Here is a 14,810-nt window from a genome sequence, read left to right as displayed (position 1 = left end):
ACCCGTGCGCTTTACCCTCAAACAGCTTCAGTATTTCGATGCGGCCCTGCGCACCGGTTCGATCGCGCGGGCCTCGGTCGAAATGAATATCTCGCAATCCTCGATCACGGCCGCCATCGACATGATCGAAAGCACGACCCAGGCCGAACTGTTGCGGCGGATGCCCGCCAAGGGCATTGTCCCCACCGACAAAGGCATCGAGATCGGTGCTCGTATCCGCACCTTTCTGGAACAGGCGCGCATCTTCGAATCCGATCTGCTGACCCTAACCGGAGATCCAGCTGGCACTCTGCGTCTGGGCTGCTATGCCCCCACCGCGCCTTATGTTCTGCCGCCGATCCTCAAGCGCATTTCGCAGGATTTCCCCCAGATCAGAGTCGAGATTAAGGAGGGCGATATGCTCAGCATTGCTGAGATGCTCAACAGCGGCGTGGTCGATCTGGCCCTGACCTATCGCCGCGCCGCGCCCAAGGCGCAGCCTTTCTTGCCCATGTTCAAGGCGGCACCAATTGCGATGATCCCCGATGTCTCGCCCCTGGCCCAAAAGGACCAGGTGGCGCTGTCCGATCTGGCCGACCTGCCGATGATCCTGCTGGATCTGCCTGGTGCCCCGGATTATTTCGAGGCACTGTTCACCACCGAAGGGCTGCGCCCGCGTATTGCCCACACCACCAAAAGCTCCTCGGTTCTGCGCGGGATGGTCGCGGCGGATCTGGGCTATGCCATTCTGAACATCTGCGGGCCGCTGGACCGCAAAGGTCAGAACGGCTATGTCGCGCGGCCGATTTCAGGGGATCAGGATGCGCCTTTTTACGGGGTAGCCTATACCGGCGCGGGCAAACGCTCGGCCCTGGTGCGCAAGGTGCTGGAAACCTGCCGCGAGATCTCGGATCAGGGCGGGTTTGATCACCTCCTGACGCAGCCTACGCCGTACGCGGCGCAATAAACCCAAAAAATGCAATAATACCCCCAGAAAACAACTGTTTTCTGCATCAATGAGGATTGGGTAGCGTTTCCCCGTCCCACTCACAGATCCGAGGGATCAGGCTTTAGCTGCCTGACACTCTTTGGCGCGCTGGGATTTGCAGAATTCTACCGCCCCGTAATAGGCTTACGGAATATCAACAAAATCGGGGCGGCAAACGGCAAGATCAAACAACAAGAACGCACCAACCAGGAGGACTTCATGAAACTTTGGAACTTGAAAACGGTGACGATGCCGGTACTGGCACTCGCACTCTCCGCCACATCCGCACTGGCCGCTGACATCACGATGAATGTCGGCTTTGGCGCGCCAGAGGAATCGCTCTATGGCCGGTTCGGCAAGATTTTTCAGGAAAAAGTGGCCGAGCACTCGGACGGTGCAATCGAAGTCAAACTGCGCTGCTGCAACCAGATCTCCAGCGAGGACGAGGCGTTCAAGGCCATGCAGCTTGGCACGGTTGATGGGTTCTTTATCACCGCCAACAATGTGTCACCCCATTGGCCGCTGATGGATGTCACGGTGCTGCCCTATATCTTCCAGAACGCCGAACATCTGGACCGGGTGCTGAACGGCGAAGTCGGACAGCAGATGAAAGATCAATTGCAAGCCGATACCAGCGTGCATCTGCTGGCCTTTGGTCCGGCGCTTTATCGGGATTTCTACAACTCGGTGCGCCCCGTGAACACCATGGCGGATATGGAAGGTCTGAAAATCCGCGTCCCCAAGAACGAGGTGATGATTGCCACCTTCGAAGCCTTTGGCGCAAACCCAGTGCCGCTTGCGTGGTCCGAGACCCCCACCGCGCTGCAAACTGGCACCGTGGATGGTGGCGACAACGGAACATCCTTCATTCGCGACATGAAGTTCTTCGAGTTCGAGCCGCATCTGGTCATCCTCGAGCATTTCGTGGCCTTCGCACCTCTGTTCGCGTCGGACAATTTCATGAAGAAGTTGAACGATGAACAGCGTGCCCAGATCATGGCCGCCGCTGCCGAGGCCGGGGCCGAATTTGCCGCTCAGGTCGCGACCGAAACCGAAGAGGTCCGCCAGTGGCTGGTTGACGAAGGCGGCATGGCCCGCACCGACCCGGATCGCACTGACTTTATTGCCGCGGCCCAAGGCGTGCAGCAGGAGTTCGCGGAAAAACGCGGTGATGATTTCATCGCCTTGGTGAACGCCATTCAGGCCGCCGCCCAATAAAAAAAACCGGGGCGCCACAAGGCGCCCTTTTTTCGGCCCGGCAAGCGGACGAGGGACAAAATGGCTGCACTCAAGTGGCTCGAACGGCATTTCGAGGAACTGATCTGCTGCACCTGTTTGGCGGTGATCGCCGTGGCAGTCTTTGCGCAGGTGGTGGCGCGCTACGTGTTTCAGGTGGCGCTGCACTGGACCGAGGAAACCGCCGCCATGTGCATGGTCTGGGCGGTCTATATGGGCGCATCGCTATGTGTGCGCGAGCGGTTCCACATCCGAATTATGGTCGCGGTACAGGCGCTACCCACCGGCTTCGGCAAGATCGTCATCTTCATCGCAGATATCTTCTGGGCCTTCTTCTGCCTCTTCATGCTGCGGATCAGTTGGGATTATCTGACCGTCTTCTGGCGCTTTCCCGAAACCAGCCCCAGTTTGGGCATCAACCAATTCTACCCCCAAACCATTCTAGTGATCGGCTATGGGCTGATGCTGATCCGCCTGGCGCAGACCTATGTCAATTGGTGGCGCGACGGGCGCAACGGCCTGCCCGGAATGCTGGATGAGGAATGGGAAGCAACCACCAAGGATCAGGAGCATCAGATATGAGCGCCCTGATGATCCTGGCCATCGCCTTTGTGGTGCTGACCGTCATGGGCGTGCCGCTCTTTGTGTCGGTCGGTCTGACCACGGCGCTGGCGCTGTATCTGATCGACATCCCATATACGCTGATGGCGCAGACCGGCTATGGCAGCCTGACCCCCTTCCCGCTGCTGACCATTCCGCTGTTTGTGCTGGCTGGACGGTTGATGGAAGTGGGCGGCATGGCCACCCGCATGATTTCGATCGCGACCAATCTGGTGGGGGCCTATCGCGGCTCGATGGGGCTGGTGACAGTGTTTGCCTGCATGTTGTTTGCCGCACTTTCGGGCTCAGGCCCTGCCACCACGGCGGCGATTGGGTCTGTAACCGTGCCTGCAATGAAACGCGAAGGCTATGACGTGCCCTTCGCCGCCGCCATCACCGCCAGCGCAGGCGCATTGGGCAGTCTTATCCCTCCCTCGAACCTGCTGATCATTTACGGACTGGTGTCTGAAACCTCGATCCCGCGCCTGTTTCTGGCGGGGCTCATTCCCGGCGTCATGGTCACGATCCTGCTGATGATCACCACCTATATCGTCGCCCGCCGGCGCGGATATGGCGGCGACGGCGAGCGGTTCTCATGGGGTCCTTTCCTGCGCGCGGCTTGGGACGGAAAATGGTCCATCGGCGCGCCGGTTCTGATCCTTGGCGGCATCTATGGCGGGGCCTTCACTCCGACTGAGGCCGCCGGCGTGGCCGTGTTCTATTCGCTATTCGTGGGCTTCTTCATCTATCGCGAACTGACCCTGAAAAAGCTGATCGAAGCGCTGCGCTTTACCTCGCTGCTGACCGGCATCCTGATCCTGCTGACGCCCACGCTGGCCTTCGGGCAACTGACCGCGTTCTATGACGTGCCCACGGCCGTGCAAGACGGCATCACCTCGATCACCGAGAACAAATTCCTCGTCCTGCTGCTGATCGGCGTGTTCTACATCTTCATCGGCACTTTCATGGAGTCGCTGGCTCAGATCGTCCTCTTCACCGCTGTGTTCCTGCCTTTGGTCAGCTCTCTGGGCGTTGATCCGGTGATGTTCGGTATCTTCACCGTCATCACTTGCGAAATCGGGTTCCTGACACCTCCCCTTGGCGCCAACCTGACGGTTGCGGCGCGGATCTCCGGGATATCCATCGAACGCATATCCGTCGCCGTCCTGCCGTTCATCCTCGCCTATATCATCGGCATGGTGATCCTGATATTCTTCCCCGACCTCACCACCTTCCTGCCCGACTGGCTGTACGGAGAAGCGAAATAGGAGGCACCCATGTTCGATCTTGTTCTCAAAGGCGGCACCATTGTCGATGGTACGGGACAGGACGGCTATTTGGGCGACGTGGCAGTCACAGGCGAGACCATCAGCGCCGTCCTGCCCGCCGGTGAGTTGACCGGGCAGAAGTCCGCGCAAGAGATCGACGTCTCGGGCCTGGTCGTCGCGCCGGGTTTCATCGACATGCACACTCATTCCGATTTCACGCTGATCGCTGATGGACGCGCGGAAAGTCAGGTGCATCAGGGCGTTACGACCGAGGTGATCGGCCAATGTGGTATCAGCTGCGCGCCCGTTAACAGCCCAGGCGATATCAGCCGCGTGGCCCCGTGGTACACCGATCAGGCCAAGCATGACACGTGGCTGGGTTTCGGCGACTATTTGGATGTGCTGGATCGCACCGAACTCGGCGTGAATGTCATGGCCTTTGTCGGCCACGGCACCGTGCATCGCGCGGTTCTGGGCGATCAGCTTCATCCGGGCGAGGCCGAAGACGTCACCGAAATGGCCCGGCTGGTCGATCAATGCATGGACGAAGGCGCGGGCGGGTTCTCCTCGGGTCTGGAATATTTCCCTGGCAGCCTCGCCTCGCCGGAACATCTGGTGCCGATGTGTGAGGTCGCGGCCAAATACAAACGCCTCTACGCCACCCATGTGCGCAACCGGGATACGCACTACGATCTGGGCTTTGCCGAAGCTATCGCCACGGCACGCCAATCCGGCTCCAAGCTGCAGATCAGCCATATCCAGCCCAAATTCGGCGCGCCGGACTATGCCATGGACCACACACTGGAAATGATCGACCTGGCTCGCCGCCACGACGTGGACATCGCCTTTGACGTCATCCCGCATGACTGGAACCATACCCTCATGGCGGCGATCCTGCCGAAATGGGCGCAGGCAGGGTCCGTGGACGATGTGCTTGCGCGACTGGCTGACCCTGAATCCCGCGCGCGGATCAAGGCCAACCCCCAACCCATGTGGTTGATCGTCAAGGCCGAGAAATGGTCGGACATCGTCTTGCTGAACGCCACCGTCAACAAGGACATCGTCGGCGCCGACTTCGCCGAGATCGGCCGGATGCGCAATTGCCACCCCTATGACGCAGTGCTCGATATCCTGATGGAGGAAGGCGAGAACCTGATGGCCTGCATGTGGACGTCCAAATCCTTCCGCAACTCGGATGTGGAACTCTGTCTGGAACAACCCGAATGCGCCGTGATCTCGGACACTGTCGCCATCGCCAATGAGGGCGTCCTGAAGGACCACATTGGCTCGCTATCGGGTTACGGCTGGGCCGCTCGGTTCCTGCAATACTACGTGCGGGACAAGTCGACGCTGTCTCTGGAACAGGGGGTGGCCAAGCTGACCTCGATCCCCGCCAATCGGTTGGGACTCAAGAACCGCGGGGTTTTGGCCGCAGGGCAACAGGCCGATATCTGCGTGTTCGATCAGGTCAATATTGCCAGCAACGCAACCGCGAAACACCCCCGCCGTTATGCCTCGGGCATTGCATATGTGCTGGTGAACGGGGCATTGGCGATGCGGAACGGCCTGCGCACATCCAGCAATTCCGGTCAGGTTCTGCGTGATTTCAGTGCTTCTGGTTAACCCTCCTGTCTAGCCGCTGGATTCGATCCGCACTTTTCTGATCTCGGGCGCGATGCGGCTATAGGCGGCTAGCAGACGCTCGGACCAGTTGCGATGGATATAGTCCGCCTCGAACCGCGAGGGGGCGACAAGGGTTACGGTCCCCCCTGCCCTCTCGGCCTCGATCAAATGGCGAAACCAGCTGGCCCAAAGCTCGGGATCGCGCCCGTGCAAAATGGCCTGAACCTGCGTCCAGATATCTCCATCGCTTTCCTCGGGCGCCGGAGGTTTCACTTTAAACGGCACCACATTTGTGCTGGGCTCGGGCGAGTCTGACATCCGCGCGACAAAGTCCGCGCCAATCGTCGGCCAAACCTCGGACGTGTCGATCATCACCTGTTTGAGGTCCAGCTCATACACCGCCACCCTGCCCCGCGCGGCGGGGCGTTTGACCGCAATCCAACCCATAGACCGCAGCTTGGACATCTCACGTTTGACTGTGCGTTCATTCACCGACCATAGCCGCGCAATCTCTTCCCGCCCGATCGACAACTCATTCGCGCGCCAGTTATACCGCGTGGTGATCAACGCAATGATGCGTAGAATACTGCGCTGCCGATGCTTGTCGCCTGACAAAGCGTGCACCGTCATCGCGGACAGGATATCATATTTTATGGCGGGCGCGTTTAGCCCAACCGGTTTTGCAACCTGCATTCCAATCTTACCGCTCTGTCTGCCTCGGGCGGAGTTTCCACCCCTGTTGCGCTGTTTGCCAACGCTTTTCGTCTTGATGCCCTGATTAGCGTCCAAAGCGACGATTCTGTCAAGAGAAGTTTGATTTGACCCGGTTTTTCAGCAACTCAAATCCAATTTCAAAAAAGAAAAATGGTGAAGTATTGGTGATGGGGGACATTCTGGTTGTCCCCTTAAGTGGCATATTTGTCCCCCCAAATCGACCGATAGAGAGTCTAACGCCCCCCTAAATATAGCGTTCTACCTTATTTTCCAGAGGCACTGCGAATCACCGCGATTCGGGTCCTGAAGGACGTTGATTTCCCTTGTTTATGTTACCCATGGGTAAGATCGTGATCTGAGTATATTTTCTTTTGCTTAAAGTGCAAATAGGGCGTAAATAGTGAAATCATAAAAAATAGCGTCCATAATAGTGAGACCCGAGGCATGTATACGCACGAAGACCTGAACGCATTGCGGAACCAGTCCCTTAAGTTGCAGGGCTGGATTCGGCAGCAAACCTTTAGTCCTGAGATGGAGAAGACTCTTCGTCGTTTTTCCAGCTGGGAAGTGTCCGAGCTGATCTTTCGCATTAACCAGTCGACCTTTCGGGGCAAGCTGGCTGCGGATCCCTCGCTGCCGGGTGGTGAGGTGGAACCAGACGGCCGGCAACGCTGGTTCAGCCTGGAAGAGGTGAATGAGCTCCGCCGGCGGCTCAAGGTGAACCGCAAATCTCTTATGCCGCCCCGCCCCGTTGGTAAGCGCGCGATACGTGCGGCGGTGGCAAACTTCAAAGGTGGCGCTGGTAAGTCGACCGTTGCGCTTCACTTGGCTCATGCGGCGGCGCTGGATGGCTACCGCGTGCTGGTGGTGGATTTCGATCCGCAAGCCACTTTGAGCCATTCCATGGGCCTGACCGATGTGGCCGAAGATTTCACGGTCTGGGGCATTATGGCCCGCGACCTGATCCGCGAGACCGAGCGTATGAACAACCGCCCTGTCGCTGCTGAATCAGGCACCGCCCTGCCCCGCCGCGAATTGCCGCCATCGATCACGGATATGGGCTTGGGCGATCTTCGGATTGGGGATTTCATCAAGCAAAGCTCGTGGTCGACCATTGACGTTGTCCCCTCCTGCGCCAACGCCGCCTTTGTCGAGTTCGCCTCGGCCCAGTATCGTCACTTGAACCCAGAGTGGTCTTTCTTCGCGGCTGTTTCGCGTTATCTCGATCAGATCCCCGATGATGCCTATGACCTTATCCTGTTCGATTGCCCCCCGGCGATTGGGTATCAATCCATGAACGCGGTGTTCGCGGCAGACATGCTCTATATTCCCTCAGGGCCCGGCTATTGGGAATACGACTCGACAACCTCTTTCATTGGCCAGCTGGCCGAAGCGCTTGAAGATCTTGCCTACGGTTTCGACAAGACCTTACCCACGGGTAAGATCAGCTTACCCAAGACATTCTGTGAAATGCGCTTTTTGCTGACCCGGTACGAGCCGGGCAACGCGTTGCATTCGGCTATGTTCGAAGCGTTCAAGAAAGTGTTTGGCGAACATGTGGCCGAGCATCCGGTTGAAATGACCCGTGCGGTCGAACAATCCGGTCGGTTCCTGAGTTCGGTCTATGAGATGGACTACCGCGAAATGACGCGCGAGACATGGCGCAGGGCGCGGTCTACATTTGATAACGTGTACGAGGAATTCCGGGGCGTGATGCTTTCGGCCTGGGACCAATTGGAGGATGACGCATGAGCCGCAAACGCAGAATGTTCGACATCGACATGCCTTCCATGGAGGATATCCCGGTTGGCAAAGTTCCTGACAAGGTCTTGGAAAAACGCCGCGGCCCGATGGCCGCCGCGATCTCGGAAAACGCCGAAGCGTTGCGCGGGCAACAATCGACAGAGGACACCATACGCGCCGAAAACGATCGCCTGGCCCATGAGCTTGTTCGTCTGCGGTCCGAAGGTCTGGTGACTGAGCATGTACTTCTGGCTGATGTGGTAACTGAAAAGCTGACCCGGGATCGCAAGGACGGCCCGGATCCTGAATTGGACGAGTTGAAGGATTCGATCCGCGAAATCGGATTGTCGAACCCAATCCGGTTGGAGCGTCGGGCTGATGGTCGGTACGAGCTCATTCAAGGGATGCGGAGATTGTCTGCCTATCGAGCTCTGTATCAGGAAACCGGCAATGAAGTGTATGCGGCTATCCCGGCGGGCATTTCGGAAGGCGCGGATCTGAATGACAGCTACCGTCGCATGGTAGATGAAAACCTGATCCGCAAGGATATCTCATTTGCGGAAATGGGTGCATTGGCGCGGGCCTTTGCCGAGAACCCTGCGAATGAATGCCCGGACGTGGACAAGGCCGTTGCGCTTTTGTTCAAGTCCGCCAGCTATACCAAACGCAGCTATATCCGATCTTTCGCCAGCCTGCTGATGATGCTGGACAAGGTGCTGATGCATCCTAACGATATTCCGCGCAATGTCGGCGTTGAGCTGAAACGTAAGTTGGATGCCGATCCCGGTTTGGCGCGTCATGTGAGCACCAGTTTGATGAACGAACCGGATCGCGACGGCGCGCGCGAGGTTGCTATTCTCCGCTCGTTTTTAGAGCCGACAGCTGACAACCCCAAGAAAGTGCCAGGTGCAAGCGGTGGAAAGACGCGGCGAGCGAAGACTACGTTTCAAGTTTCGGGCAGGGCAGGGGTGGCGAAGTGCTCGGCCTCAAGCGGGCGAATTGAACTGCGCTATAATCTGGACTTCACTCGGGTGAACCGTGCCAAGCTAGAGCAAGCGATCGCCTCATTGCTGGACGAGTTGCAGGAAGACGACGACCTTACCCACGGGTAAGATCAGCAACATGCTAACAAACAGAAACGCCGGGCTAGTGTCTGGCGTTTTTCGTGCGCCATTTTTAGAGCGGGTTTTCCCATAAGCTGTTTTGGACTTGATGGTAGTTGGCAGAGAATCTTGTGGCCGAGCCCAGGCACATGATGCGAGCTTGGGATTGGATGCTTGGAACGCAATGACTGGGTCTGTCTACAAAGGAGGGGTTCGTGGACCCAGTAAGCACAGCGGTCGGTAGGGCAACGGCGCAACATGTAAGGGCAGGGGGGGCTGCAGGAGGTGGACACAAGGGGATGTATTGGAGTCAAATCCTTATTTAGTAGGCTTGAATGCCGCTTTGGCTGTCTAGTTCGTGACAAGGATAGATTATGTGCTCAATCATGTAGTGCGCAAAAAGTCTCTATTATGATCATTACAAGACTGGTTGGCTGATGCATAACACAAACTCGATCAGGAGTATCAGGTGCATACTTATGGGTCTTGACGCTCATAAGAGCTACGAGTGCCAATCGCTGGGATCAGTTTCTCGTTGGCAAAAAGATTGCTATCAAATGAGAACGACTTAACGGTTCCGATCATCCGAATGTGGGAATAAATGCGCTTAGCTCTTTTCATTCTCTTTCCGATTATGTTTGTCGGTTTGGTTGTTTTTCTGATCTTTGGTTTGAAACCGCCCAACAATATTAAGCTGGCTGCTGGCATAAACGGCGGCGGATACTGGCAAGTTGGACAACTCTATAAAGCAGAACTTGCACGTGACGGCATTCAGGTAATTCTGGTTGAAACCGAGGGGTCCGTTGAGAACATTCAAAAACTTGTTTCCGGCGAAGTGGATGCCGCTTTTGTTCAAGGCGGTCTTGAACTACCTCAGGACGAAAACTTGCAGTCCCTGGGTGCCATTTTTCTTGAACCCATGGTGGTGTTCCGTGGAACGTCTAGTTCAGTTGGGGCCAATGCAGGCGAATGGGGAGACATACGTTTAGCAGCAGGAACCAAGGCGTCTGGTACTCGCGCCGCTGCTTTATCGCTAATTGAGGCCGCAGGTTTGCAAAATGTCGGCATAACCCTAGTCGATGCCGGGGGAAACGATGCAATAGAGGCGTTGTATTCCAACGAAGCGGATGCAGCGTTGTTTGTCGCACCCCTCGATGCGCCTTATCTTATGGACGCAATTTTTGATCCAGAAATCGTTTTCGTTCCCATGGCTTTGGTCGATGCTCTGGCATTGAAACTTTCAGGCGCAAATTCGGTAACTGTACCGGCAGGATCAATCACACTGGACCCTCCGAGGCCGCCGGAGGATGTCAAAATCTTAGCGTTGAGGGCTTCACTTATCGCCGCTTCCGATCTTCATCCTGCAGTAACCGATAGGTTGGTGAATGCAGCGAAGAACATTCATAGCGAAGCCACTATTTTGCAAAGTGCGCGCGAGTATCCAAACACGGCTTCACCGCCTGTGCCACTAAACAAAATTGCGACAGAACTCATAAATTCTGGGCCAAACTTTTTGCATGGCGTCTTGCCATATTGGATCGCAGCGCAATTTGGCAGTGTATTGCTGTTGTTATTGCCTTTGTTGTTCTTAGTTCCTTTTCTGCGGATCGTCCCGTCTGGCTACGTTTGGTTTCAAAAGCGTAGGGTCTGGCGTTTTTACCAGCGCATCGCTGCGCTTGAGGAAGAACTCAGCAAGACACAGACTTTGGCTGAGGTGGAAGAGGTCGCCAATAAATTCGAAGAAGTGGACACCGCACTTGCAAATCTGAACCTGCCGCTCGCATATCGCCAAGGCGCATATGATGCACGTTTGCACATAGACCTAATTCGACAGGAGATTGCACGCCGTCGAAACGCGAAATTGATGGGCCCTCAGCAATAGCAGGCAATGCGCTAAAATTTCTTTTTGATTTGAGCTTTCGATACGGTCTTGCGCTTTAGTTAGTGCGGATATGGTTGCTTTGGGCTCACAGGTAGTACCCGAGCAAACGCGGCAATCCAGGAAAACCCCTTCGCACTCCGCTGAGGTACAGAGCCGAAGTTTAGAGCGTCGTTTCCGTTTGAGTGTCATCTCAACACTCGTGGCCGGACAAGGCACGGGCGTATACTATCGTCTACTGCGCGAATTGCTGAAACGGTAAGAGCCCGGACATAATTCGCCCGTTTTTGAGCAAACTGGTGCGTGTTCATCGTTCTGTGACGCAGCGTAGGCAGAATTGCACCGCAATCGTCTTTCCCGAATCGAGGAAAAGGCGCTATGCTGCACTGCAGAAAAAGGCATGCTATGTTTCGATTGGACGGATACAAAGCAGTTGTTATCGGTGTCGCAAACGATCAGTCGATTGCGTGGGGATGCGCGCGTGCGCTTCATGCACAAGGCGCAGAGATCGCGCTGACTTATGTAAACGAAAAGGCCAAACCATACGTCGTCCCGCTGGCTGAAGAGGTTGATGCAAAAATCTGTCTGCCGCTGGATGTGCGGGATGCAGACCAGACAAACGCCTTGTTTGATGCAATTCGGGCGCAATGGGGCCGGATTGACACTCTTGTGCATTCTATTGCCTTTGCGCCACGCGATGATCTGCACGGAAGGGTTATCGATACCTCGGCCGAAGGGTTTGGGGTGGCCATGGATATTTCTGTTCATTCGTTTCTGCGCATGATCCGCATGGCCGAACCGCTGATGGCGCGTGGCGGAACATGTATGACGGTCTCGTTTCTTGGGGCGACTCGGGTTGTTGAAAACTACAATATCATGGGGCCGGTGAAGGCCGCTTTGGAAGCCTCGGTCCGCTATGCCGCTGCAGAACTGGGGACCAAAGGCATTTCAGTGCACGCGCTGTCGCCTGGCCCTCTGAAAACCCGCGCGGCCACCGGGCTGTCCGATTTTGATGCACTGCTGAGCGCCGCTGCCGAGCGTGCACCCACCCATCAGTTGGCGACCATCGAAGATGTCGGTGCCTATGCCGCGTTTCTTGCAAGCCGCGAGGCGTTCAACGTGACTGGCGGCGTACACCCCATCGACGGTGGGTACAGCATCGTCTGAGGAAGGATTGACCTATGGCCCGGAATTCAATTGCGAAAGAAAATGCGTCGCACCCTTCAACCGGTGAAAAAACCACAGCGACCGTAAACAGCAACGTGCTTGATGCGATTTCTGGTGTGCTTGATCAATCTGGTATACAGTACCAAATTTTGTCGCAAGCCGCCACTAATCAGGCACAGAAAATAACTGAGCACCATTCAAACCGGTCTACGAAATGGTCAAACGATCTGCGAGATCTTGCGGTGCAATTCGCGCAGACGAAATCCGCAGGTTCGGCATGGACGGACTATATCAAGGATGCAGGTCAGCGCGTCGCCCTGACGATGGACGTCTTGCGCGAGCGCGGAGACGTTTTCCTCGAACATGAAGCGGCCGGTTGCCCGCCAGTGCTTGTCTATGACTACGAAGTGATGGTTGACGGGAGGGAGCTCGACCGACCCTGCAACTATCAGCTTTTGCGCATTGTTCCCCCGCAAGGGATCAACGTAGACGATCACAAACGCCCCTACATCATTATTGATCCTCGTGCTGGACATGGCGGTGGTATTGGTGGGTTCAAGTCCGACAGCCAGGTCGGCGTGGCGCTGGCGAAGGGCCACCCGGTATACTTTGTGAGTTTTGGCCGTGACCCGGTCGAAGGACAGACACTGGCGGATGTGATGCATGCCGAAGCTGGATTTGTTCGCACCGTCAGCGCGCGTCACCCAAAAAGCCCGCAACCTGTTGTGACAGGAAACTGCCAGGGCGGCTGGGCGACCTTGCTGATGGCGGCCTGCAACCCCGATCTGACTGGGCCTCTGGTGCTCAATGGTGCGCCGGTCGCACCTTGGTCGGGTGAAGTTGGTGAAAATCCAATGCGCTACAATGGTGGGATGCTTGGCGGTACATGGCAGCCGATGCTCTGGTCAGATTTGGGGAACGGCAAATTTGACGGTGCCAATCTGGTGATGAATTTCGAGCAGCTAAATCCCAGCCGCAACTACTTTGGCAAGTATTTCGACCTGTACCGCGATCCCGAAGCTGGCCGTCAGCGTTTCATCGATTTTGAGCGTTGGTGGGGCGGTTTCTTTCTTCTGAACGAGGCCGAAATTCGATGGATTGTCGAACAACTGTTCGTTGGAAACCGGCTCGTCAAGAATACCGCACAACTGGAACCCGGAGTTCCCGTAGATCTCAAGGCGATCAAAGCGCCGATTTTTGTCTTTGCAAGTCATGGCGACAATATCACGCCGCCGCAACAGGCTTTGAACTGGATCGCTGAAACGTATGCGGACGAAGAAGAGATACGAGTACGCGGCCAGCGCATTATCTACATGCTTCATGATGAAGTGGGGCATCTGGGCATTTTTGTTTCCTCCAAGATTGCGCGCAAAGAGCACACAGGCCTCGCCTCTACACTTGAAACAGTTGAGGCAATGGCACCCGGTCTTTATGAAATGGTCATTGATAACATCGAAGGGGACGGGGTCGAAAAATCCTTCGAAGTTCGGTTCGTCGATCGAACGCTTTCAGATGTCGCTGCATTGGATGACGGTCGCCAGGATGAAACCAGCTTTGCCGCCGTGGCGCATATGTCGGAAGTGCAAGCGGGTGCCTATGAAACCTTTGGTCGCCCAGTCGTGCAAACAATGTCGACACCGGTGACGGCGCAGGCTTTGCGCGACGCGCATCCGCTGCGCGTACAGCGTTCTTCGATGTCTTCGAACACAGTTATGGCGAAAGGGATCGAGAAACTGGCGCAGGACGCCAGAGCGCAGCGCGCGCCAGCCGATGCTGACAACCCGTTTCTAAAATGGGAAAAACTCACCGGTGAATGGATCGAGCAATCGATGGATTTGGGCCGTGATTTGCGCGACGCATGGTATGAGGCAACCTTCTTCGCCACTTGGGGCGGGCCGTTCGCAACTTGGTTCGGGCAAGAGTATTCCAAGCGCCGAACCCTGCCGGACCCAGCGTCTTTGCGCAATTTGCCAGTGGTCAACACGGTGCTTGCGCATATACGGCAAGGAGGTCTGCCCGAAGCGGTCATTCGAATGCTGATCTTATTGGCCGACAGCCATAAAAGCTTTCGCGCTGAGATTCTGCACCGCTGGGCGCATATCTTTCGGCACGAAGCGCCGTTCAAATCCATTTCGGTTGTAGAACGTCAACGTATGTTGCACGAGCAGACTCTGGTCGTCACTTTCGATCCGAAGGGTGCAGTCGAGACGTTGCCTTATCTGTTGCCTGACGAGGAGCAGCGCACTGAAGCCGTTGATCTGGTCAAACGCATCATAGGGGAAGTCAAAACACCTTCCAAAGAACTTGAAGAAATGGCCAACTTGCTTGTGCGCGTTTTGGACTATCGTCCCGATGCTGAAACGGGGCCAAAGGCGGCGTCGCAGACGTCAATGGCAAAGTCTTGAAATCGAATGGCGACACAAAATCCAGTCAGAATTGAACTGATTTCATTGCTTTAGGCCTGCAATCTCTATTAGCTTGGAGGCAACCGGATTTACCAAATCAATATT

General features: G+C 56.1%; 11 protein-coding genes. 10 read left to right on the top strand and 1 reads right to left on the bottom strand.

Translation table 11 applies throughout. The features are described 5' to 3' along the window. The first annotated feature begins 4 nt into the window (after positions 1-4). The 5 genes from ACR0C5_RS12540 to ACR0C5_RS12520 all read left to right on the top strand — a co-directional run bounded on the left by ACR0C5_RS12540 (position 5) and on the right by ACR0C5_RS12520 (position 5,694). Positions 5-946 (top strand): LysR substrate-binding domain-containing protein, encoded by a 942-nt coding sequence (locus ACR0C5_RS12540; protein ID WP_170773203.1) that lies wholly within the window; start codon positions 5-7, stop codon positions 944-946. 240 nt (positions 947-1,186) lie between these two features. Further along, positions 1,187-2,185 (top strand): TRAP transporter substrate-binding protein, encoded by a 999-nt coding sequence (locus tag ACR0C5_RS12535; RefSeq protein WP_170773205.1) that lies wholly within the window; start codon positions 1,187-1,189, stop codon positions 2,183-2,185. Positions 2,186-2,245: 60 nt separating this feature from the next. Then, the gene (locus tag ACR0C5_RS12530; protein WP_480551158.1) at positions 2,246-2,785 is read left to right on the top strand and encodes a TRAP transporter small permease; all 540 of its coding nucleotides are present in this window, start codon (positions 2,246-2,248) and stop codon (positions 2,783-2,785) included. Then, entirely contained in the window at positions 2,782-4,071 is a 1,290-nt protein-coding gene (locus tag ACR0C5_RS12525) for a TRAP transporter large permease (RefSeq protein WP_170785678.1), read from the top strand. Before ACR0C5_RS12530 ends, ACR0C5_RS12525 begins: the two co-directional genes overlap by 4 nt. A 9-nt stretch (positions 4,072-4,080) precedes the next feature. After that, positions 4,081-5,694 carry an N-acyl-D-amino-acid deacylase family protein gene (locus ACR0C5_RS12520; protein ID WP_480876995.1) on the top strand — a complete coding sequence of 538 codons (1,614 nt, stop codon included), beginning with the start codon at positions 4,081-4,083 and terminating at the stop codon, positions 5,692-5,694. A gap of 9 nt (positions 5,695-5,703) precedes the next feature. Here ACR0C5_RS12520 and ACR0C5_RS12515 read toward each other — a convergent pair whose 3' ends face one another. After that, positions 5,704-6,387 (bottom strand): DnaA N-terminal domain-containing protein, encoded by a 684-nt coding sequence (locus ACR0C5_RS12515; protein ID WP_480876993.1) that lies wholly within the window; start codon positions 6,385-6,387, stop codon positions 5,704-5,706. Between the two features lie 465 nt (positions 6,388-6,852). Between ACR0C5_RS12515 and ACR0C5_RS12510 the strand changes: the two genes are divergently transcribed. The 5 genes from ACR0C5_RS12510 to ACR0C5_RS12490 all read left to right on the top strand — a co-directional run bounded on the left by ACR0C5_RS12510 (position 6,853) and on the right by ACR0C5_RS12490 (position 14,705). Beyond that, on the top strand, positions 6,853-8,160 hold the full coding sequence (locus ACR0C5_RS12510; protein WP_480876990.1) for an AAA family ATPase: 1,308 nt from the start codon (positions 6,853-6,855) through the stop codon (positions 8,158-8,160). Continuing rightward, complete coding sequence (locus ACR0C5_RS12505) at positions 8,157-9,263, top strand: ParB/RepB/Spo0J family partition protein (protein WP_480876987.1); 1,107 nt, start codon at positions 8,157-8,159, stop codon at positions 9,261-9,263. The genes ACR0C5_RS12510 and ACR0C5_RS12505 overlap by 4 nt, the downstream gene beginning before the upstream one ends. A gap of 592 nt (positions 9,264-9,855) precedes the next feature. Next, positions 9,856-11,136: a TAXI family TRAP transporter solute-binding subunit gene (locus tag ACR0C5_RS12500; RefSeq protein ID WP_170773219.1), complete on the top strand. Its 1,281-nt coding sequence runs from the start codon at positions 9,856-9,858 to the stop codon at positions 11,134-11,136. Between the two features lie 402 nt (positions 11,137-11,538). After that, positions 11,539-12,300, top strand: a complete 762-nt coding sequence (fabI, locus tag ACR0C5_RS12495) for an enoyl-ACP reductase FabI (RefSeq protein ID WP_170773221.1) — start codon at positions 11,539-11,541, stop codon at positions 12,298-12,300. A 242-nt stretch (positions 12,301-12,542) separates the two neighbouring features. Continuing rightward, a complete protein-coding gene (locus tag ACR0C5_RS12490) occupies positions 12,543-14,705 on the top strand; it encodes a DUF3141 domain-containing protein (protein ID WP_480876984.1) in 2,163 nt (720 codons plus the stop codon). Positions 14,706-14,810 lie beyond the last annotated feature (105 nt).

The organism is Ruegeria sp. N8 (genome assembly GCF_056531325.1).
This window is presented reverse-complemented; position numbering and strand designations above follow the sequence as displayed.

What these genes read in the sequence shown, in the direction of transcription:
- ACR0C5_RS12535 (WP_170773205.1), top strand. Translation starts at nt 1,187, where the DNA reads ATGAAACTTTGGAACTTGAAAACGGTGACGATGCCGGTACTGGCACTC.
- ACR0C5_RS12530 (WP_480551158.1), top strand. Translation starts at nt 2,246, where the DNA reads ATGGCTGCACTCAAGTGGCTCGAACGGCATTTCGAGGAACTGATCTGC.
- ACR0C5_RS12525 (WP_170785678.1), top strand. Translation starts at nt 2,782, where the DNA reads ATGAGCGCCCTGATGATCCTGGCCATCGCCTTTGTGGTGCTGACCGTC.
- ACR0C5_RS12520 (WP_480876995.1), top strand. Translation starts at nt 4,081, where the DNA reads ATGTTCGATCTTGTTCTCAAAGGCGGCACCATTGTCGATGGTACGGGA.
- ACR0C5_RS12515 (WP_480876993.1), bottom strand. Translation starts at nt 6,387, where the DNA reads ATGCAGGTTGCAAAACCGGTTGGGCTAAACGCGCCCGCCATAAAATAT.
- ACR0C5_RS12510 (WP_480876990.1), top strand. Translation starts at nt 6,853, where the DNA reads ATGTATACGCACGAAGACCTGAACGCATTGCGGAACCAGTCCCTTAAG.
- ACR0C5_RS12505 (WP_480876987.1), top strand. Translation starts at nt 8,157, where the DNA reads ATGAGCCGCAAACGCAGAATGTTCGACATCGACATGCCTTCCATGGAG.
- ACR0C5_RS12500 (WP_170773219.1), top strand. Translation starts at nt 9,856, where the DNA reads ATGCGCTTAGCTCTTTTCATTCTCTTTCCGATTATGTTTGTCGGTTTG.
- fabI (WP_170773221.1), top strand. Translation starts at nt 11,539, where the DNA reads ATGTTTCGATTGGACGGATACAAAGCAGTTGTTATCGGTGTCGCAAAC.